The 20,669-nt window shown below is 61.0% G+C and carries 14 protein-coding genes; 6 read left to right on the top strand and 8 right to left on the bottom strand.

The window, feature by feature from the left end; translation table 11 throughout:
• Positions 1-298 precede the first annotated feature (298 nt).
• From BLU71_RS07655 to BLU71_RS07635, 5 genes are all read left to right on the top strand, one after another.
• Positions 299-1,453, top strand: coding sequence for a MalY/PatB family protein (locus BLU71_RS07655; protein ID WP_083352720.1), 1,155 nt, complete (start codon positions 299-301; stop codon positions 1,451-1,453).
• A gap of 208 nt (positions 1,454-1,661) precedes the next feature.
• Entirely contained in the window at positions 1,662-2,519 is an 858-nt protein-coding gene (locus BLU71_RS07650; protein ID WP_042610034.1) for a glucose 1-dehydrogenase, read from the top strand.
• An 87-nt stretch (positions 2,520-2,606) separates the two neighbouring features.
• Positions 2,607-3,218 (top strand): Yip1 family protein, encoded by a 612-nt coding sequence (locus BLU71_RS07645; RefSeq protein ID WP_042610035.1) that lies wholly within the window; start codon positions 2,607-2,609, stop codon positions 3,216-3,218.
• A 42-nt stretch (positions 3,219-3,260) separates the two neighbouring features.
• A complete protein-coding gene (locus BLU71_RS07640) occupies positions 3,261-4,604 on the top strand; it encodes a cation:proton antiporter (RefSeq protein ID WP_064364785.1) in 1,344 nt (447 codons plus the stop codon).
• A gap of 183 nt (positions 4,605-4,787) precedes the next feature.
• Positions 4,788-5,081, top strand: a complete 294-nt coding sequence (locus BLU71_RS07635) for a hypothetical protein (RefSeq protein WP_064364783.1) — start codon at positions 4,788-4,790, stop codon at positions 5,079-5,081.
• A gap of 217 nt (positions 5,082-5,298) precedes the next feature.
• Here BLU71_RS07635 and BLU71_RS07630 read toward each other — a convergent pair.
• The 5 genes from BLU71_RS07630 to BLU71_RS07610 all read right to left on the bottom strand — a co-directional run bounded on the left by BLU71_RS07630 (position 5,299) and on the right by BLU71_RS07610 (position 13,081).
• Positions 5,299-6,440, bottom strand: a protein-coding gene (locus tag BLU71_RS07630) for an IS3 family transposase (protein WP_408980746.1) whose coding sequence is annotated in 2 segments (ribosomal slippage) — positions 5,299-6,179 and positions 6,179-6,440 — 1,143 coding nt in all. Because the reading frame shifts where the segments join, the coding sequence is not laid out codon by codon here.
• A 136-nt stretch (positions 6,441-6,576) separates the two neighbouring features.
• Positions 6,577-7,110, bottom strand: a complete 534-nt coding sequence (locus BLU71_RS07625; protein ID WP_042610038.1) for a hypothetical protein — start codon at positions 7,108-7,110, stop codon at positions 6,577-6,579.
• A 79-nt stretch (positions 7,111-7,189) separates the two neighbouring features.
• On the bottom strand, positions 7,190-9,109 hold the full coding sequence (locus BLU71_RS07620) for a hybrid sensor histidine kinase/response regulator (protein WP_083352719.1): 1,920 nt from the start codon (positions 9,107-9,109) through the stop codon (positions 7,190-7,192).
• Positions 9,102-11,432, bottom strand: a complete 2,331-nt coding sequence (locus BLU71_RS07615) for an ATP-dependent DNA helicase (RefSeq protein WP_156889218.1) — start codon at positions 11,430-11,432, stop codon at positions 9,102-9,104. Before BLU71_RS07615 ends, BLU71_RS07620 begins: the two co-directional genes overlap by 8 nt.
• Positions 11,429-13,081 carry a VRR-NUC domain-containing protein gene (locus BLU71_RS07610; protein ID WP_083352718.1) on the bottom strand — a complete coding sequence of 551 codons (1,653 nt, stop codon included), beginning with the start codon at positions 13,079-13,081 and terminating at the stop codon, positions 11,429-11,431. Before BLU71_RS07610 ends, BLU71_RS07615 begins: the two co-directional genes overlap by 4 nt.
• Before the next feature lie 196 nt (positions 13,082-13,277).
• On the opposite strand from BLU71_RS07610, the gene BLU71_RS07605 reads away from it, so the two are divergent.
• Positions 13,278-13,502, top strand: coding sequence for a YgdI/YgdR family lipoprotein (locus BLU71_RS07605; protein WP_042610041.1), 225 nt, complete (start codon positions 13,278-13,280; stop codon positions 13,500-13,502).
• 118 nt (positions 13,503-13,620) lie between these two features.
• Here the strand turns inward: BLU71_RS07605 and BLU71_RS07600 are convergent, their stop codons facing one another.
• The 3 genes from BLU71_RS07600 to BLU71_RS07590 all read right to left on the bottom strand — a co-directional run bounded on the left by BLU71_RS07600 (position 13,621) and on the right by BLU71_RS07590 (position 20,542).
• A complete protein-coding gene (locus BLU71_RS07600; protein ID WP_083354311.1) occupies positions 13,621-15,474 on the bottom strand; it encodes a polyurethanase in 1,854 nt (617 codons plus the stop codon).
• Positions 15,475-15,717: 243 nt separating this feature from the next.
• Positions 15,718-17,406 (bottom strand): polyurethanase, encoded by a 1,689-nt coding sequence (locus BLU71_RS07595; protein ID WP_083352717.1) that lies wholly within the window; start codon positions 17,404-17,406, stop codon positions 15,718-15,720.
• A gap of 58 nt (positions 17,407-17,464) precedes the next feature.
• Positions 17,465-20,542, bottom strand: a complete 3,078-nt coding sequence (locus BLU71_RS07590; protein ID WP_083352716.1) for an autotransporter serine protease — start codon at positions 20,540-20,542, stop codon at positions 17,465-17,467.
• Positions 20,543-20,669: the final 127 nt, after the last annotated feature.

Here is a 20,669-nt window from a genome sequence, read left to right as displayed (position 1 = left end):
GGAACCCGGTACTTGCGCCGGGCTTTATCTGGACAATCACGGTTGCGACGCCTTGGCGCCGACATTTTCACTGTAGACAAAGACCTTGCCGATTGTGTGAAAACCGACCGTCGGGAGTCTGGCCCGGATTTCCAGCCAGTACACAACCCCTGTGGGAGCGAGCCTGCTCGCGAAAGCGGTGGGTCATTCAACTCGATCCTGCCTGACCCGACGTATTCGCGAGCAGGCTCGCTCCCACACAGATGGCGTTGCGCATAGAATGTCCGCCAGGACCAATCCCGCCTTGACGAGACCGCGCATGACTTTCGATTTTGATCAGCTGTTCGACCGCCACCACACCGGCAGCACCAAGTGGAGCCGCTACCCGGCCGATGTGTTGCCGATGTGGGTCGCTGATATGGATTTCGCCGCGCCACCGGTCATCATCGAAGCCTTGCAGCAGCGCCTGCTGCACCCGCTGCTCGGGTACAGCGTGGCGCAGGACAACCTGCGTGAAGCCATCGTCGCCGACCTCTGGAACAAGTACGCATGGCGGGTCAAACCGCAGGAACTGATTTTCCTGCCGGGCGTGGAGTCGGGCTTCAACATGGCGCTCAAGGCTCTTGTGCAGGCACAGCAGAATGTCGTCGTGCAAACGCCGAACTATCCGCCGCTGCGCCATGCGCCGGTACATTGGGGTCTGAACAAGGTCGAGCTGGAATTCGACGCCCAAGCCGATGGCACTTACGCCACGCCGCTGGAATCTTTGCGTGAGGCGCTCGAGGGCGGTGGCGCCCTGCTGCTGAGCAACCCGCACAACCCGATCGGCAAGGTCTTCGACCGCGCAGAGTTGCAGGCAGTGGCGGACATTTGTGCAGCGCAGAGCGCGTGGATCATCTCCGACGAAATCCACGCCGAACTGTGCTTCGACGGCCGCGTACACATTCCCACCGCGTCGCTGAGTCCGGAAATTTCCAAACGCACGATCACCCTGATGTCGGCGAGCAAGGCGTACAACATCGCCGGTCTCAAGACCTCGTTCATGATCATCCAGGACGCCACCCTGCGCGAACGCGTCAACCACGCCCGCTGTGGCATGGTCGACAGCGTCAATCCGCTGGGCATGGAAGCCACCCGTGTCGCCTACAGCGAAGCCGGGCCGTGGCTCGCTGAAATGAAAACCTACCTGCAGGCCAACCGCGACTGGCTGGTGGACGCCGTGCGCACGCGCCTGCCGGGCGTGACCATCAATGTGCCGCAGGGCACGTATCTGGCGTGGCTCGATTGCACGGCGCTGGACCTGCGGGATCCGCAGCGGTTCTTCCTTGAACAGGGCAAGGTCGGGCTGAGTGCCGGACTGGATTTTGGCGACGCTCATCAGCAGTTCGTACGCTTGAATTTCGGCTGCCCGCGGGCATTGCTCGAAGAAGGGATTGCGCGGATGGAGCGGGCGCTGTCCAACCGCAATCTCTGACTTCAAACAGATCCCCTGTAGGAGTGAGCCTGCTCGCGATAGCGGTCTGTCAGTCACCTAATCCTGGCTGACAGACCGCTATCGCGAGCAGGCTCACTCCTACAAGGGGACCGGTGTTCAGCAGAAATCCAGCGCAAATCCGATCGAACTCAAGGCAAACCCACCGGGTCAACCCGGAACACTGGCCTTGAAATCAGGAGACCCTGCGATGACTGACTATCCAAAACCACCCTTCCCGAAACAAGCCCAACCGGTGCCCGGCTCGCAACGCAAGATGGAACCGTATCCAGACTGCGGAGAGCAAAGCTACGTCGGTTCCGGCCGCCTCGCCGGCAAGATCGCGCTGATCACCGGCGCTGACAGCGGCATTGGTCGCGCGGTGGCGATTGCTTTTGCCCGTGAAGGTGCCGACGTCGCCGTGGCGTACTTGAATGAACACGAGGACGCCAAGGAAACCGCACGCTGGGTCGAACAGGCCGGGCGTCAGTGCATCCTTCTGCCGGGCGACATTGCCGAGAAGGCTCAATGCCAGGCGCTGGTCGACCAGACCGTCGAGCGCTTCGGTCGCATCGACATACTGGTCAACAACGCCGCATTCCAGATGACCCACGAGAACTTCGAAGAAATCCCCGATGACGAATGGGTGATGACCTTCGACGTCAACATCACTGCCATGTTCAGGATCTGCCAGGCGGCGATCAAACACATGCGTCCCGGCTCGTCGATCATCAACACCAGCTCGGTCAACTCAGATATGCCCAAGCCGACCCTGCTGGCCTATGCCACCACTAAAGGCGCTATCGCTAACTTCACCGGCGGCCTGGCGCAAATGCTCGGGCCCAAGGAAATTCGCGTCAACAGCGTCGCGCCCGGCCCGATCTGGACACCGCTGATCGTCTCGACCATGCCCGATGAAGAAGTACAGAACTTCGGCGGCAGCACCCCGCTCGGCCGTCCTGGCCAGCCGGTGGAAGTCGCACCGATCTACGTGCTGTTGGCCTCTGACGAAGCCAGCTACATCACCGGCCAGCGCTATGGCGTGACCGGCGGCAAACCGATGCTGTAACCGTGCAGCAGAAAAACTGAACCCGAGCGGCATGACATCCCTCCATACCTGTAAGCGCCTACGGGCCATCAGGAACAGGAGGTTGTCATGTCCGCCCCCCTTGTCAGACTCTTCACCCAACCCAACTTCGCCTGGACCGATATCCGCCGCGAAGAAGAAACCCATCCCCGCCATTACCTCGCCCATTTGCTGTTGCTCGCGTTGATACCGGCCGTGTGCCTGTTCATCGGCACGACCTATGTCGGCTGGAGCCTCGCCGTGGGTGAAAACGTGCGCCTGAGCACGGCCAGCGCCCTGCAATTGAGCGTGCTCCTGTACGTGACGATTGTTGCCGGCGTGGCGATCATGGGCGGCTTCATTCGCTGGATGTCGCGTTCATTCGATGCGCGCCCGACGCTGAATCAATGCATCGGTTTTGCGGCTTACACAGTGACGCCGTTTTTCATCGCCGGGATCGCCGGGCTGTACCCGAGTCGCTGGCTGGCGATTCTGGTGCTTGGCGCGGCTTCGATCTATTCGACGTTCCTGCTGTTCGTCGGCCTGCCGACGTTCATGCATGAGCGCAAGGAACAGGGCCTGTTGTATTCGGCGTGCGTGTGGGGCGTTGGCCTGCTGGTGCTGGTGACCATGCTGGTGTCGATGATCCTGCTGTGGTTCAACGTGCTCATCCCCGAGTACCTGCGCACGACCGTGAGCTGACCCGGTGCGCCTGTCCTTGAACACCCATTGCAGTGAGCGGTCATGAGTTTCGGCGTATGGGTTGCGGTGCTCGGCGCCGTGCTGCTGATGCTGGCCCTGACGTCGTCGTGGTTGCGCTGGATGCCGGTCACCACCTCAGCGGTGTGCCTGCTGCTGGGCATCGCCATCGGTCCGAGCGGCCTCGACCTGCTGAAACTGTCGCTGGAAGAATCGTCGTTGTGGATGGAGCACCTGACGGAAGTCGCGGTGCTCTTTTCCTTGTTCGTCTGCGGGCTGAAGCTGCGTTTGCCACTGACCAACAAAACCTGGCGCATTGCGTTCGGCCTGGCGGGTCCGGTGATGATCCTGACGATCATCGGCGTCTGCCTGTTGCTGCACTGGGGCCTGCAATTGGCATGGGGACCTTCGCTGCTGATCGGCGCGATGCTGGCGCCGACCGATCCGGTGCTAGCGGCGCTGGTGCAGGTCAACGATGCGCAGGACGTCGACAGCGTGCGTTTCGGCCTGTCCGGTGAGGCGGGTCTCAACGATGGCGTGGCCTTCCCTTTCGTGATTCTCGGCTTGCTGTTGCTCCATGGTGATGGCAGTGCCGGCGAGTGGCAGCACTGGGTGATCCGCAGTCTGTTGTGGGCGGTGCCGGCGGGTCTGCTCACCGGTTACTGGATGGGCCGCGGCATCGGCCGCATCGCGCTGTCACTGCGCATCCACAACGAGGACAGCACCCTCGGCCCCAACGATTACCTGACCCTCGCGCTGATCGCGCTGTCCTACGTGGTCGCCGATGCGATTGGCGGCTACGGCTTCCTTGCAGTGTTCGCCGCCGGCCTCGGCCTGCGTCAGGAAGAAGTGAAATCCACCGGCATTACCGAAGTACCGGCCGAACATCTGGTGCAGCCGGTGGTCGGCCATCAGAACGTCGAACCGGAGAACGCTGTGCATGGCGACACCGAACAGCTGGAAGACAGCCAGGTCGCGGCGGGGATCATGATGGGCGACATGCTCGCTTTTGGCAGTCTGGTCGAGCGGGCGATGGAGGTGTTTCTGGTGACCTTGCTCGGCGTCGTGCTGATTGCCCACTGGGACTGGCGGGCGCTGTGGATCGGCGCCGTGCTGTTTTGCCTGATCCGTCCGTTAAGCGTGGCGCTGATGCCGTGGGGCAAGCTGCTCAGCGGGCCGCAGCGTTTGTTGATCGGCTGGTTCGGCATACGTGGCATCGGCAGCCTGTTTTATCTGTTCTTCGCGCTGAACCATGGACTGGATTCCGACGTGGCCAAGGTCTGCACCGACCTCACCCTGTCGGTGGTGGCCTTGAGCATCCTGCTGCATGGCATCAGTACACAGCCGATGCTGGCGCGGTATGAAAGCTTGAAGCAACGAAAAAGCTGATTCTTCTGGCGCTGCGGTTTGCCGGAAATCATCGAAGATTTTTCTGCAAAAAAATGGATCGCCGAGCGCGCCCCAAGGGTCACAACTTTAACCGCGCCAATCATCCAGCGCGGCCCGCCAGGTTCGGTTCCCCTGCGGTGCATAGCCTGTCAACGGAACCCCGACACAAACAAGGTTACAGTCATGAACGAATGCTCGACTCCTGCGCAAATCAAGGCTTGCAGAGCACTGGCTCTGGAACGCAATCGTCAACTGTTCGAAGAAGCCCACGAACTGAACCGAGCGGCCAACGCGCTGCTGGAACAGACACCGACCGACTTCGAACGCTTTGAGCAATACCGGGCACTGCGCAAGAAAGCCGACGCGAAATTTGAAGATGCGATTGATCATCTGTGTGTGCTGAACGAGGATTTCCCGCCGATTCCGGCGGCGTTGCAGAATGCTGTTACTGCGCGGCGTGAGCTGGAAACGGCGTGATAAAAGTCAAAAGCCCCTCACCCTAGCCCTCTCTCGGAGGGAGAGGGGACTGACCGGGGTGTTCTTGCGTATTGCACCGACCTGAAATACCGCGTCGACTAGAAGTTTTGAAAAGCGTGAAAATCGGCTCCCTTTCCCCCTCGCCCCCCTGGGGGAGAGGGCTGGGGTTGTTCTGGTCAAACGATACTGGACACGGTTATAGGGTTTAGGTCATTTCTCATGCTGCCAAGGCTTCCATTGCTACCGGAGTCCGATATCCGTTGTGACTGTGCAGCCTGATCCGATTGTAATAATGGGTCAGGTAGCGCAACACATCGGTACTAGCCTCATCTTCGTTTCGGTAGCCAGCCTTGGGTATCCATTCAGATTTCAAACTGCCAAAGAAACGCTCCATCGGGGCGTTATCCCAGCAGTTTCCTCGTCGACTCATGCTTTGTTTTATGCGCATGTCCGCCAGCATTTCACGAAATACTTTACTGCTGTAATGACAGCCCTGATCCGAATGGAACATTAGGTTTTCAGGGCGTCCTCGCGACTCGAAAGCCATCTTTAACGCTCGACAGGTCAGAGCTGAATCCGGGCTTCTGGACATCGCCCAGCCGACGATACGCCGGGCATGCAGATCAAGTACAGCAGCCAGATAAACCCAGTAAGTACCGGCCCAAATGTAAGTCACGTCGCCACACCACACTCGATTGGGGATCTCGACATTGAATTTACGCTCCAAATGATTGGGGGCGTATTGCGCCTCCGCACCGCTGGGTTTGTAACGATGCCTGCGCCGTTGCTGACTCTTCAACCCGAGCTCGCGCATCAGGCTACGAGCCATGTAACGACCCACCGACTCTTTTTCGTTACATAGCGCCTTTGACAGGCTGCGCGCGCCCATTGAGCCGCGACTTTGCTCATGTAATTCAGCAGCTTTGATCTTTAGGCGATTGCGCCCGTCATCTACTTTCGCCCGCTGTTTCAGACGCTCGTAATAACTGCTGCGGTTGATTCCAAATACAACGCACAACTCGGATCTTGAATATTGCTCGCTTAACTCCTCGACCAGCCTTACCGATCGAGGGAATCCGACATCAAGAGAGCTGTAGCCTTTTTTAAAATTTCCTTCTCGCGCTCAATCCGTCGAATTGTTGCTTCCAGTTCCTGGATGCGTTGTTGGTCAACGGTCATGGCCTTGGACTTCTCAGGCGTCTTGCCGCTGCGCTCCGCACGCAGTTGCTCAACCCAGCGACGCAGAGCTGTAGGGCCCACGCCCATTGCTTCGCAGGCTTCACTCACCGAATAGTCTTTATCCAAAACCAGGCAAGCCGCATCCCGTTTGAAATCTGTCGAAAAATATCGTCTGGTCAAATCACACCTCGTCTATGGGCGTAGATTACCGCCCTTTAGGGGTGTCCAGAATCATTAAGCCAGATCAGGTGAGGGGGTAAGATCTCACAGACACCACAAAATCCAGCACCTGTCCCCTGCCCCCGACCAACCCACCTCAAGGATTGGTCACCTGAATAAACACCGCATACACCCCCAACATCACCCAGAACGTCGCAAAGATCCAAGGCGTGCGCACCGAGAACAGCAGCGACTTGCGATAGCCCTTGTGGCTCGATTCCATTTCACTGAATAGCGGTGATTCGTCATACGCCGCGCCCATCACCGGCTCGCTGTGCAGTAACTGGCTCTGCTTGAAGTGCCAGTGATCGATGATGTCGTACGCCGCGCGAATCCCCGGCCAGGCATTCAGTGAACTGAGCACGCCAAGCAGTGCCAGAAACGGCGGCACGACGAGGGTGAACATCTTGCCCCACTCCGGATTGAGGTTGGCCATGCACGAGGCGAAGGCGATCACCAGAAACGACTGCGCTGCCAGGTAGGCGTCGGTGCGGTTGGCGAGGATGCTGGTTTCGTACTGGATTTCCCGGCGATAGAAATCCAGCCGCTCCTTGGGTGAGCCAAACATCTTGGCGTCGTGTTCGGCCAAGGCTTCTTCAACAGCGCTTGGCTGGGTCAATATGCGAGGCAAGAGACGTGCCCTCCAAAAGTGAACAAGATCTTTTGGAAAGGCACGCGTCCAGACTAGTTCAGCCGGATCGACCAGCGCGTCACTTCATCGACTCGGCGATGATCTGCACCAGATTCAACTGGGTGAACGGTTTCGGCAGGCGCGGCAGTTCGGCGGCGAAACCTTCGAGGCGTTCGGCGTAACCGGTGGCGAGAATGATCGGCAGATCCGGCTTGAGCAGGCGCAACGCGTGGGCCAGTTGCGCGCCGCTCATGTGCGGCATGGCCATGTCGGTGATCACCAGATCGATCACCTCGCCTTGATCGAACATCGCCAGCGCCTTGGCACCGGAGGTCGCACCGATGACGCGATGGCCGAGGTCTTCGAGGAGCAGGCTGGTGCTGGTCAGCACCAGTGAGTCGTCGTCGACCACCAGCACACTGAGCCTTGGCACCGCAATGGGCGCCGCGTTGCTATAGACCGGTCGGCTGACTGGACGCTCAAGCGCCACCGGAATCCACAGCTCGGCGGAGGTGCCCCGACCCTTCTCGCTCTTGAGAATAAAGCGCCCGCCCAACTGCTCGATAAAGCCATGCACCATCGACAAGCCCAGCCCGGTGCCCTTACCCAAACCCTTGGTGGTGAAGAACGGGTCGCGGGCGCAGGCCAGCGTGGCTTCGTCCATGCCTTCGCCGCTGTCGATGAGGCTCAGGCAGACGTAACGGCCCGCCGCTAAAGTCGAATGAGTTTGCTCAAGCACCACTTCCGCCTGCGCCTGGATGACCACCGTGCCGCCATCGGGCATGGCGTCGCGGGCATTGGTCGCCAGATTGAGAATCGCCAGTTCCAGCTGATTGCTGTCGGCCAGCACGGGCTGAAGATCTGCGGGGAAGCGCGTTTCGATGCGAATCCCCGGCCCCAGCGAGCTGCGCAGGAGCCCGGTGATGCCTTGCACCAATTGCGGGATATCCACCGATTCGGTCTGCAGTTCCTGGCGGCGGGCAAAGGCCAGCATGCGCTGGGTCAGCGAGACACCGCGCAAGGCACCTTGGGTGGCGTTCTCCAGCAGTCGAGCGATTTTCGGCGCGTCGCCGATGCGCTTCTGCACGATCTCGAGGTTGCCGAGAATCACCGTCAGCAGGTTGTTGAAGTCATGGGCGATACCGCCGCTGAGTTGGCCGATCGCCTGCATCTTCTGCGCCTGGAACAACGCCTCGCGGGTCTTTTCCAGGGCTTGCTGCGCTTCGTGCGCCTCGGTCACATCGCGGGTGATCTTGGCAAAGCCGAGCAGCGTGCCGGTGTCGCCACGAATCGCATCGACCACCACGTGAGCGAGAAAGCGCGTGCCATCCTTGCGCATCCGCCAGCTGCGGTTCTCGAACCGGCCCTCGCGGGTGGCAATTGCCAATGAACGCTGGGGCTCGCCGAGTTCGCGGTCTTCGGGGGTGTAGAAAATCGAAAAATGCTGGCCGATGATTTCTTCCGGCAGGTAACCCTTGATGCGCTGCGCGCCCTGGTTCCAGTTACTGACGCAACCTTCAGGACTGAGCATATAGATCGCATAGTCGGTGACGCCCTGCACCAGCAGGCGGAACTGCTGTTCGCTTCGCTTGAGGGTTTCCTCGGCCATTTTACGGTCGGTGAGGTCGCGGGTGATCTTGGCGAACCCGAGCAATTTACCGCTGGGATCGATGATCGGGTCGATCACCACGTGCGACCAGAAATGCGTGCCGTCCTTGCGCACACGCCAGCCCTCGCCTTCGAAGCGTCCTTCATGGATCGCGGTGTCCAGCGCCCGTTGCGGCATGCCGTTGGCACGGTCTTCAGGGGTATAGAAGCGCGAAAAGTGTTCGCCGATGATTTCCGCTTCTTCGTAACCCTTGAAACGCTTGGCGCCGGAGTTCCAACTGGTGATGGTACCGTCGGGATCGATCATGTAGATCGCGTAGTCGACAACCGCATCGATCAGCAGCCGGAAACGGCTGTCGTCGATCGCTGCGGTTCTGTTGTTCTCACTCATCACACTCACCAGCCACTGTCATGGGCTGAAGTATGCGTGAATCCGCCGATTTGAAAAGTGCCGGCTCGCTTTTGATCGCCCACCAGCGCGGCAACAACTGCTTGATGCGGCTTTCGGCAAAGCGATCGTCGATGAGCATCACCGTGCCGCGATCCTCGCGGGTGCGAATCACCCGCCCGGCGGCCTGTACGACTTTCTGCATCCCCGGGTACAGATAGGTGTAGTCGTAACCGGCGCCAAAAATGGCGGCCATGCGCCGCTTCATCTGCTCGTTGACCGGGTTGAGCTGCGCCAGTCCCAGCGTGGCGATGAACGCACCGATCAGCCGCGCCCCAGGCAGATCGATGCCCTCGCCGAATGCCCCGCCCAGCACCGCAAACCCGACGCCCTGGCTGTCGGCGCTGAACTGGTCGAGAAACGCCTGCCGCGCGCCCTCGGCCATGCCCCGCGACTGCAGCCACTGAGTGATCTGCGGGTGGCGCTCAGCCAGTAATGTCGCCACCTGTTGCAGGTAATCGAAACTGCTGAAGAACGCCAGATAGTTGCCCGGGCGCTCGCTGAACTGGCGGGCGATCAACTCGACAATCGGTTCCAGCGAGGCTTGGCGATGGTTAAACCGGGTGGAGATCTGGCTGACGATGTGCACCTGCAACTGCTCGGCACTGAACGGCGATTCGACGTCGATGCACACCGTGTCGGCAGGCGTGCCGAGCAGGTCAGCGTAATAGTTGCGCGGGCTCAGCGTGGCCGAGAACAGCACGCTGCTGCGCGCCGCAGTCAGGCGCGGGCCGATGAACGCCGCCGGCACTACGTTGCGCAAGCACAGTTGCGACAGCGGACGCTTGCGGTCGAGGTCGCGTTTGCTGATATCGAACAGGTAATGCTCGTCGTACAGCTCGGCGACCCGGGCGAATTGCAGCAGATCGAAATAGAAGTTCTGCAAACCGCTGTCGAGGCCTTGCGGATGCTCGTTGAGGTAATCGCCGATGGCCGCGCAGCACAGGGAAATGGCTTGCAGGAGTTTGTCCGGGGCTTTGTCGTAGGCCTGATAAGCCGCCAATTGCGGCGCATGCAGCGCGTTCCATTCGCGGTTGACCCGTTGCAGGGAATTCTTCAGCGCTGCCGGCGCGGTTTTGCGCACGCTGGCGAGGGTGAACTGGTCGAGACTGGCGCTGTACATCTGCCGGCCACGCTCGACGAGGTTGTGGGCCTCGTCGGCGAGCACCGCGACTTTCCACTGATTGAGCTGGGCGAGACCGAACAGCAGCGCACTGAAATCGAAGTAATAGTTGTAGTCGGCAACCACGACGTCCGCCCAGCGGGCCATTTCCTGGCTCAGATAATAAGGACACACGCTGTGCTGCCCGGCGACTTCACGCATCGCTGCCTGATCCAGCAGGTTGATCTGGCTGGCGGCTTCGCGGGCGGCCGGCAAGCGATCATAAAAACCTTGGGCCAACGGACAGGATTCGCCATGACAGGCTTTGTCCGGGTGTTCGCAGGCCTTGTCGCGGGCGACCATTTCCATCACCCGCAACGGCAGATCAGGTGTTTGTCTGAACAACACCTGACTGGCATCCAGCGCCAGTTTGCGCCCCGGGGTCTTGGCGGTGAGAAAGAACACCTTGTCCAGCTGCTGCGGCGCCAGCGCCTTGAGCATCGGAAACAGCGTGCCGAGGGTTTTGCCAATGCCCGTCGGCGCCTGGGCCATCAGGCAGCGCCCGGTGCTGACGGCTTTGAACACCGACTCGGCCAGATGCCGCTGGCCAGGACGAAAATCCGCGTGCGGGAACGCCAGTTGCTGCGCGGCCAGATTGCGCGCCTCGCGGTGGGCCATTTCCTGCTCGGCCCATTGCAAAAACAAAGCGCACTGCTGCGCGAAAAACGTCTTCAACGCTTCAGCGCTGTGGGCTTCGACCAGGCAGGTTTCCTTTTCACTGACGATGTCGAAATACACCAGCGCCAGATTGATCTGCTCCAGTTGCAGTTTCTCGCACATCAACCAGCCGTAGACCTTCGCCTGCGCCCAGTGCAGCTGGCGATGATTGGCCGGTTGCTTGCTCAGGTCGCCGCGGTAGGTTTTGACTTCCTCCAGGCAGTTTTGCGCCGGGTCGTAGCCGTCCGCCCTGCCCTTGACCCGCAATTCGCCGAACTCGCCTTGCAGCGCCACTTCGCTCAGGTACTGCTCGCTGCGCCGCGAAGCCACGGTGCGATGCCCGACGATGCCTTCCAGCGCCGTCGGCGAGGGGGTGAAGCGCAGGTCGAGGTCGCCGGTCTTGGCGGTGAACTCGCAGAGGGCGCGGACGGCGACGCTGTAACTCAAGCGCTCTGCTCCGCCCATTGCACGTAACACACGGCCACCGGCATCTGGTGCTCGTGGCAGAACTCCAGCCAGCGTAGTTGATTGTCCTGCAAGCGGTCGCCGGGGCCTTTGACTTCGATCATCCGGTAGGTCTTGTGCTGCGGCCAGAACTGGATCAGGTCCGGCATGCCTGCGCGGTTGGCCTTGATGTCGAGCAGCAGGCGTTTGAACCAGTGCTTGAGGTGGTCAGCGGGAAGGCAGGCCAGCGCCTGTTCAAGCAATGCTTCATTGAGCGCGCCCCAGAACACGAACGGCGACTGAATCCCCCATTTGTCGACAAAGCGCTGGCGGATCGTCTCGGCATAGCGGCCGTCGTCGAGCTCGCCCAGACACGCCTGAAACAGCTCGGCGCGGCGCTCGAGGAAATCTTCGCTGAGCAGATCGACCGGGCCGCGCTGGAACGGGTGAAAAAACGCACCCGGCAACGGCGCGAAAATCGCCGGCCAGCACAACAGGCCGAACAGCGAGTTGATCAGGCTGTTCTCGACGTAATGCACCGGGCCGTCATCGGCATGCAAGTGCGCTTGCACATGGAATTCCACCGAGCGCGCCGGATCGACGCGTGGCAAGTGCAAGTCCAGGCGCTCGACCTCTCTCGCCTTGGCTCGCTTGAGCGGCGGGCCACCGAGTTTGCGCCGCAGACGCGGGACGATGCGTTGCAAGCCCTGCTGCTCGGCGGCACTTTGCGGCGCCTGTTCGGCCAGCGTGCCGAGCTCCAGCGCCAGCGCATATTCGCCGCAGCGTTCGAGCACGCGGATCATCCGCAATCGCGCGCCCGGATAAGCGCAGTCGCGGTAAACGCTCAAAGCCAGGGCGAAATCGCCGATGCGCTCGCCATACTGGCCGATCTGGAACAACGCCTTGGCTTGCCGGCGGCGCAGCCACGGGTTGTCGAAGTGCACGGCGTTGATCTGTTCGACGATCTCCTCCAGCGGCTCACTCGCCTCGAAACGCAGTTGGCACTGATGCAGGAACAGGCAGGCGTCGACGTCTTCGCGACTGCGCAGGCCTCGGGAATCAGCGCAGAACTCGACTTTTTCATAGGTGAAGATGCCAAGGTCGGCGAGCACGAATTCCGACCAGTCCTGATACAGATTGCCGAAGAACATCAGCCGCAGGCGATCGCAAAGATCCATCAGGGTCAGGCTGAACAGGCGATCCGCCAGTTGCGGCGCCCAGGCGCGCAGGGTTTGCGCTTCGGTGAACTGGTCAGCCAGCAAGGGCAGCCATTCATCCTTGCGCCCTTTCGGCTGTTCTATGAAGGCGCCGAATGCCTGCAGCAGCTCGGCCTTGAGCAAAACATCGAACAGTTCTGCGAGGGTCAGCGCCGCGCGTTCGTCGAGCCAGCCGTGGTCGAGCAATGGCTGCGCCGCCTCAGCGATGTCGCCGATTTCCACATAGTTGAGTTTGCTCGCGCGAAAATGAATGCCCTTGCGCATGACCATGCGCACCAGCAATCCCTGCGAAGCTTGCGGCAGCGTGTTGAAGTCGCGGATGAAGCCGTGTTCGCGTGCGCTCATCACATCAGCGTAGCGAAGTCCAAGCCAATCAAGCACTTGCCGGAAGTTGTTGAGGTAATAGAACGGATCGTCGAGAGGGTTGGAGGTCACGGGAATTCAAAGCCACGGCAAGCGAACACTGGTTATGCGTACAGATACCAGCTCAGCCGTCTCCGGCGCAAACGGAAAAAGATCAATGGCGTTTTTTTCGCGCTGTGATCGAACTTTTCCGCCGATGCTGGCACCAACCGCGTTAGAGGGCCGACAATGCCCGCAATCACATTCAAGCAAGGAGTCAGAGGTGGGTATGAAAATCAAGATGCTGGGCATTCCTGTAGCGGTCGCAGCCCTGTTGGCGCTGGGCGGCTGTTCGACCCAGACCGTGGTGACGCTGCAGAACGGCACCCAATACCTGACCGAGGACATGCCCAAGACCAAGACCGAAGACGGGTTCTATGAGTTCGAGGATATTTCCGGAGCCAAGGTCAAGGTTCGCGCTGATGAAGTAGCGACCGTTCGCAAGGAAGATTGATACACGCCGATCGTTTTTCGCGAGCAGGCTCGCTCCCACACTGGATGTGCGTAGTCCACAAATCCCCTGTAGGAGCGAGCCTGCTCGCGAAGGGGCCGGCACAGGCCCCGCACCAACATCAGGCAATAACAACCCCGTCAGCGCTCAGACTGCCCAGCGCCACCCCCACCAACGTCACCGAATCCCCACCAAACGTCAGCACTGTGTCCTGCCCAACTGCCGACGCATGTGCGCGGAAATCTTCCCCCGGCAACACACCCTGCACGCCAAGAAACACCAGTTTGTCATCGGCCGTATAGCCAACCACCCGATCCTGGCCAAACGCGCCATTGAACAGAAACGTATCCGCCCCGCCGCCCGATTCCATCAGGTCATTGCCCGCGCCACCGACAAACACGTCATTGCCCGCGCCGCCGAGCAAATGGTCATTACCCTCCAGCCCGAACAGCCAGTCGCCGCCAGCGTGCACCTTTAGCGTGTCAGCGCCGGCCGAGCCTTTCACGCTCGATTCATAAGCGGTGAGGTTGCTGCCGACTTTCAACCCCGTGGCAGTGACACTGTGCACCACGTCATCCTTGAAAACGCCCCAGAGAAAGCCCGGCTCTTTGGTCACGATGCTGCCAATGTCGCGGGTGATGCTGATTGCGCCGTTGGCATCGCGGATGTACAGGTTGCCGGCGCCGTCATTGGCGAAATCAAAGTTCTTCACCGTCTGCTGCAAGTCGAGCGTGTTGCTGCCCTGCCCGCCCAGAATGATGTTGTAGCCACCGCTGTCGCGGAAGCTGTCATTGCCGGCGCGCCCTTCAAGGTAGTCATTGCCATTGCCGCCCTGGATCAGGTCGTTGCCGTCACTGCCGATGATGAAGGTGCTGCCCTTGTGGGTTTCGGCGTTGCGGTTGAGGTCTTGCACCCACGTGTTGGCCCGGGCCGGGTCGGACAGGTTGGCGACGATGATCGTCGAGTCGCGGCTGGTCAGGTCGTAGAACTTCGATTCCAGCACGCGGGTCATGCCGTCGCCATAACCGGTCGGGAGGTGCGAAATCCACGTCGGAATGTTCAGGATCGAATACGGCAGCACGTTCCACGCGCTCGAGGCGTAGTGGTCGTTGAAGCTGACGATGTTGTCGGTGGTCGATACGTGCGGCGCGTCGTGCACGCCCAGCGAAGCACTGCTGAAGGTGGAACCGTCGAGGGCGCGAAACACCGGGTCGTTTTCGTAGCCGATATTCAGCACCTTGTCGCCGCTGCTCTGGGTCGGCGAGGCGTAGGCGATGTAATTGGAATCGGCGAAGAATCCATCCCACTTGCCGCCACTCAAGTCGGCCATGCTGTTCACTGCCAGGCCGCCAAGGCTATGGCCGCTGACCAGCACGTCCTTGCCGCTGAGGCCGTTGGCCCGGGCGAATGCGACGACATCGTTGAGCAGGTTGCCGAAGGCTTCGCCGACGTAGTTCTTCGCGTAATCGGCCGGGCCGAACGCTGCGAGCAGATCGCTGATCACGTCGCCAATCGAATCGCCAATGAGGATCTCCCGCGGGCCGCTGGTGCCACGAAAGGCAATGCCCAGTTCGGTGAGGTGACCCTGGGCGTCGTATTTGCCGAGGATTTCCACCTGCGCGCTGGTATAGCCGGCCTTCTCGCCGAAGAACGTTCCGCGTGCATCGGTCTTGCCGTCGTAGCCCAACTGCGCGGCGCTGATTGGCGTCCAGCCGGCCTTTTGCACGGCCTCGAGGGCGAGCTTTTCCGAGTCCGGATTCCACGGGATACCGGGGATCACCCCTTGCGAATCGGTGCCGCCAATCAACGCGGTGACCAGCGTCGCCGGCAGGCCGACGCCGAAGCCGTTGTGCTGGTAGCCGGCGGCGAAACCATTATCGAGGTTGTGATAGGAATACAGCGTGATCGCCATGGCATCGCTGAACAGCGCCTTGGAATCGGCCGTCGTGAGGTTCTTGTAGTCGTATACACCCATTGCCATTGCCTCTCTTCTTGTTGGAATTGTCAGAGATAGCTCACAGCCAGAGCGCAGGGCTCCGGAGCATTCATTACATTTCGCACATTTCCCTTTGTAGGAGTGAGCCTGCTCGCGATAGCGGTGTGTCAGTTGAGAAATTTTTATCTGAAACACCGCTATCGCGAGCAGGCTCACTCCTACAGTTGAATGCGTTTCGTCAGCAAAACCGCTTCCAATTCAGGATCGCCCACCTATTGGGAATCAGGCGAAGACGAAGCTCGAGTCAGACAGGTTAGCCACGCCCACGCCAATCAGCGTGACGGCAAAATCGCCAATCTTCAGCACGGTGTCGGCGCCGGACTGCGCGGCATGCTGCTTGTAGTCATAGCCCTGCCCCGCGCCCTCGACGCCCATGAACAGCAATTTGTCGCTGCCCTGATAACCATTGATCGCATCAAAACCGAACGCGCCGCTGAACAGGTAGGTGTTGTTGCCACCCACCGCCGTCATCACGTCGTTGCCGGCGCCGCCAACGAAGGTCACCTGCGCCTTGTCGCTGATCAGTTGGTCATCGCCACCGAGGCCGAACAGCCAGTCGCCGTCCGCCGTGGCGTGCAGCGCGTTGCCGTAGCCATCACCGCTGAGCGAATGGTTGTACCGGGTCAGTTCGCTGCCGTTGCTCAAGCCCTTGGCGGTGACGCCCCAAGTGAGCTCCTTGCTGCCCCACCATGAACCGGCCTCCTTGCTGACCAGCGCGCCGATGTCGCGGGTCAGGCTGATGCCGCCATAGGCGTCGCGCACGTACAGCGTGCCGTCGCCGTCGTTGGCGAAGCTGAAGTTCTGCAGCGGTTTCTGCAGATCGAAAGTGTTGTGGCCTTGCCCGCCCAAAATCACGTTGTAGCCGCCGTCATCGCGGAAACGGTCATCGCCGCCCAACCCTTCCAGAAAATCGTTGCCCGCCCCGCCCTTGAGCCAGTCGCCGCTCTGCGAGCCAATGATGAAAGTGCTGCCGGTGTGCGGCTCGCCGCTGCGGCCCAGGTCCTCGACCCAGGTCTTGCCCCGCGACGCTTCTTCAAGATTGGCGACGATGATCGTCGAGTCTCGCTCGGTCAGGTTGTAGAACGCCGAATCGATCACTCGATTCAAGCCATCGGCATAGCCCAGCGAACTGTGCGCCGACCAGTTCAGCGGGTTGACGATGCTGAACGGCACCAGGTTCTGCGCCGTGGAGGCGTAGTTGTCGGTGAAGTTGACGAGGTTATCGGTGGTCGATTCGTGCGGCTTGTCGTGCTTGCCCATCGACGCCGTGCTGAACGTGGTGCCGTCGAGCACGCGGAACACTGGATCGTTCTCGAAACCGATATTGAGCACCTGGCTGCCGACGCTGCTCTGGGTCGGCGAGGCGAACGCAATGTAATTGGCGTGCTGGTAGAAGCCACCCCAGTTGTCCGCGCTCAACTCGGCGACGCTGTTGACCCCGAGGCCACCGAGGCTGTGGCCGCTGATCAGCACGTCCCCGGCAGCAATGCCGTTGCCAATCGCGAAAGCGGCGACGGCCTCAAGCAGTTTGTCGAAGGCGTTTTTCGCGTAGTTGCTCGCATAATCCGATGGCCCGACCGCTGCCAGCAGATTGTTTTTCAGATCGCCGAAAGTGTCGCTGTAACCCAGCCCGCCGGTGCCGCGAAAGGCAATGCCGAGGCCGATCAGTTTGCCAGCGGCGTCGTATCTGCCGAGCACTTCGGCTTCAGCGCTGGTGAAACCGTCCTTTTCACCGAAAAACGTACCTTGCGCGCCGACCTTGCCCTGATAGCCCAGCGCCGTCGCAGTGACCGGCGCCCACGCGGTGGCGGGCAACGGTTTGCCGGTGGGCGTGTAGGCATACAGCGTCAGTGCGATGGCGTCGCTGTACAAGCCTTTGCCGTCGGCATTTTTGTAATCGAACAGTCCCATGTGCAGCGCTCCCTTTTCGTGAAAAACCGGCAGCCCGTGAAGCGCTGCCGGTTACGCCTCAGAACTGCCAGTCGAGGGTCAGACCAACGCCGTGATCCTTCTCGCTGGAACCGATCAGGCCGTTGTAATCGAGGTTGACCCGCACGTCGCGATTGAGCGCCAGACCGGCACGTACACCGACCACGGCGGCATCGCGATCCATCGACACGCTCTGCACGGTGAACGCGCTGTTGCCGTTGGCGAAGGCCAGGTGGCTGTCGGCATCGACGCTGCTCAGGTTGTGCTGCCAGCCGAGGCTCGCGCCCAGCTCCAGTTGATGCTGGTCCGACAGGGCAAAGCTGCGCTTGGCACGCACGCCGAGGGTCGACAGCACCACGTCGCGGTTGTCTTCACCACCCTTGAGCGCGGCGGCGTCACCCTTCTCGGTGAAACTGTCGGTGTTGAGGTGGACGTAGGACAGATTGGCGAACGGCTCGAGGTTCATCGGTTGCAGGCCCAGATCGTAGGCGGCCTCGGTGAACAGTTGCGCGGTGGTCGCGTCACGCTTGGTTTTCTGTTTGCCGCTGACGTCGCCGAACTGCAGATCACGTTTCACATCGATGCGATGCCAGCTGTAGGCGCCGCCGACGGTCAGGCGCAACGCGTCGATTTGATGGCCCAGATACGCGCCCAAGTGGTAGCTGTCGACCGACGCGGAGGAATGCGTGCCGCTGCCCATGCTCAACGAACTGTCGCTGTAACCGGTGACGAAACCGAGACGGGTATCTTCAGCAATCAGACCGTCGACACCGGCCAGCAGCCCACCGATGGAGCTGTTGGAATCGGCATTCTCATGTCCGCCATCACTCTCGCCCCACGATCCGAGGACCTTGACCCAGACGTTACTGCGATCATCCGTCGGCGCATCGGCATTGAACAGATCACGCTCACGCAGACGCTCGCCGACCGCTTCGCGCAGGTAACGGCTGTCGTTGATCAGCAGCGTGCCAATGGCCGGGTGGATTTCACCCGACAACTGTTGAAAAGCCTGCTGCGCCGACGCCGCGTTTGGCGACAGCAACAGGGTTTCGAACAGCGCATTGCCTGCGCCCAGACGCTCGGCGGCGGCACCGACGGCGCGCTGGTTGGGCGTCAGACCGACGCTGGCAAACGATGCCTCATTCCGCCCGACCGCCAGTTGAATGCCGCCCGCCGAGTAATCGAGGGTGCCGCCGAGGAAGGCGTAATTCGGCAAGACCTGACCGAAGCGCCCTTCAATGCCACCCGCTGCTTGCAGGATGTTGTAACGGGTGCCGAGCAGGCTTTGCACTTCGCCGGTGCTGAGCAAGGTCGGGCTGTTTTCCAGTGACAGGCTCACCGTGGCGCCTTCGACGACCGCTTTGCCGCTCGCAACGATCTCGTCGCTGCTGGTTGGCGACAGCTCTACGGCGTAGGTCGAACCCGGCGCGAAGGTCACGTCACCGGCCACATTCAGAGTGCCGATGGAATTGCCCGGTGCCACCGTACCGCCGCTATTTACCGCCAGTGCGCCGATGCGGCCGTTGCCGCCGAGAACACCACCATCATTCACCGTGACCGCCGATTGCAGCGAGCCATTGATTGCCAGTCGCCCCTGATTGACCAGGGTCGGGCCGCTGTAAGTGTTGTTGCCGGTCAGCACCAGGGTGCCGATGCCTTGCTTGGTCAGACCGCCATGGCCGCCGATGTCGTTGCGCCAGGTGTCGAGGCCGCAAGTGATGTCGCTGCAGACCCGCTCGGTCGGTTTGCCCTGATCGATGATCGCGCCGATGCCCGGCAAGTCAGCAACAAACTGGCCGGAGCCGTAAGCGCCCTGCACGCGGAATTCCTCGGGAATATCCTGCTCGGTCACGAACATCGCCGGGCCGTCGATGGCTTTGCGCAGATTGATCATGCCCCAACCGTACAAGGCGTCGATGCCCGGCGCGCCGAGGTCGGTCGCCGTAGTGCGCAACACGCTGGCGACCTGATCGCCGCTCATGTACGGAAAGCGCTCCATCAGCACCGCGATGGAACCGGCGACGTGCGGTGCCGCCATCGACGTGCCGTTGTAGTTGGCGTAGCCGGTGGTCAGGTTGCCGGCGTTGGTGCCTTCGATGATCGAGCTGTAGATCTTCGTGCCCGGCGCCGAGACGCAGTAACTCGCCGTGTAGCCGCAACGCGAGGAGAACGTGCTGATCACGTAGGGGTTGGCGCTGGCCGCGTCCGGGTTCTGCTGCAACGCGGCGACGGTGATCCAGTTCGGCGCGATGTCCGGGACGAAATAGCCGAGACCGGCGATGGCATCCGGGTTGTTGAGGTTGTAGTCGTTGCCGGCGGCGAAAATGGTGACGATGCCGCTGCGTGCGGCGGCAATCGCACCGTCGTAGGCGCCGCCCGGTTTGGTGCCGAGCAAGGTGCGGATTTCGTTGAATTGCAATTGCGCGTCGTTGACGGTGAAATGCGGGTACGCCGGATCGCGGCCGCCGAGGTCGAAGCGGTCGGTGATGCCGATGCCCCAGCTGTTGTTGATGATCCGCGCCCCACTGGCGATCAGCGCATCCCAACCGGCCTTGTACACCGCACCATCGTTGCCGCGAACGATGCCGTCCTCCGGCCCCGGGTCGCCGTTGTCGGCGCTGATGATCTGCGCGCCGAACGCGACGCCATGCATCACCCCGCCGTCGCGACTGCCCGCCGCGATGCCGCCAACGTGAGTGCCGTGGGCGCCGAGTTTGCCGTTGGAGCCGACCGAGGGTGAACCGTCATACAGGAACGCATCGCCGGCCTTCACCGGAATGTACGGGTCGGTGTATTCGCGGATACCGCTGGTGACCAGGGTCACCACTTTGTTGCTACCGGAGAACTCCGGATGCGCGGCGTACACCGGCTGATCGAAGATCCCCAGTTTCACGCCTTTGCCGGTGTAGCCGGCGGCGTAAGCGTAATCCGCGCCGATCGCGCCCAGGCCCCAGTCAGCCTTGAATTCATTGCTGCGCCAACTCGACGGATCGCCGTTGCGGCCGTTTTCCACGTAAGGCGCTGCCTGCGCCATCGCACTGGCACAAAGCATTGCGACTGTCAGGGTTTTCAGGGCAAAGCGGCCACCCGATTGCGCGGGGGTATTGTTGTTATCCATCCACGACCTTCCTTAGTGATGTTGCGAAAAATCCTGTTGTCTGTGCTGCCGTGCACGCGATTTGTGGCGAGGGAGCTTGCTCCCGCTCGGCTGCGCAGCAGCCGTAAAATCAGTCACCGCGATCTAC

This window comes from Pseudomonas moraviensis (assembly GCF_900105805.1).
In the GTDB taxonomy this organism is placed as follows: Bacteria; Pseudomonadota; Gammaproteobacteria; order Pseudomonadales; family Pseudomonadaceae; genus Aquipseudomonas; species Aquipseudomonas moraviensis_A.
The sequence above is the reverse complement of the archived record's forward strand: the minus strand, read 5'-3'. Positions and strand labels throughout refer to the sequence as shown.

Excerpts from the sequence above, each read along its gene's own strand:
- BLU71_RS07655 (WP_083352720.1), top strand. The coding sequence starts at position 299 with ATGACTTTCGATTTTGATCAGCTGTTCGACCGCCACCACACCGGCAGC.
- BLU71_RS07650 (WP_042610034.1), top strand. The coding sequence starts at position 1,662 with ATGACTGACTATCCAAAACCACCCTTCCCGAAACAAGCCCAACCGGTG.
- BLU71_RS07645 (WP_042610035.1), top strand. The coding sequence starts at position 2,607 with ATGTCCGCCCCCCTTGTCAGACTCTTCACCCAACCCAACTTCGCCTGG.
- BLU71_RS07640 (WP_064364785.1), top strand. The coding sequence starts at position 3,261 with ATGAGTTTCGGCGTATGGGTTGCGGTGCTCGGCGCCGTGCTGCTGATG.
- BLU71_RS07635 (WP_064364783.1), top strand. The coding sequence starts at position 4,788 with ATGAACGAATGCTCGACTCCTGCGCAAATCAAGGCTTGCAGAGCACTG.
- BLU71_RS07620 (WP_083352719.1), bottom strand. The coding sequence starts at position 9,109 with ATGAGTGAGAACAACAGAACCGCAGCGATCGACGACAGCCGTTTCCGG.
- BLU71_RS07605 (WP_042610041.1), top strand. The coding sequence starts at position 13,278 with ATGAAAATCAAGATGCTGGGCATTCCTGTAGCGGTCGCAGCCCTGTTG.
- BLU71_RS07600 (WP_083354311.1), bottom strand. The coding sequence starts at position 15,474 with ATGGGTGTATACGACTACAAGAACCTCACGACGGCCGATTCCAAGGCG.
- BLU71_RS07595 (WP_083352717.1), bottom strand. The coding sequence starts at position 17,406 with ATGGGACTGTTCGATTACAAAAATGCCGACGGCAAAGGCTTGTACAGC.
- BLU71_RS07590 (WP_083352716.1), bottom strand. The coding sequence starts at position 20,542 with ATGGATAACAACAATACCCCCGCGCAATCGGGTGGCCGCTTTGCCCTG.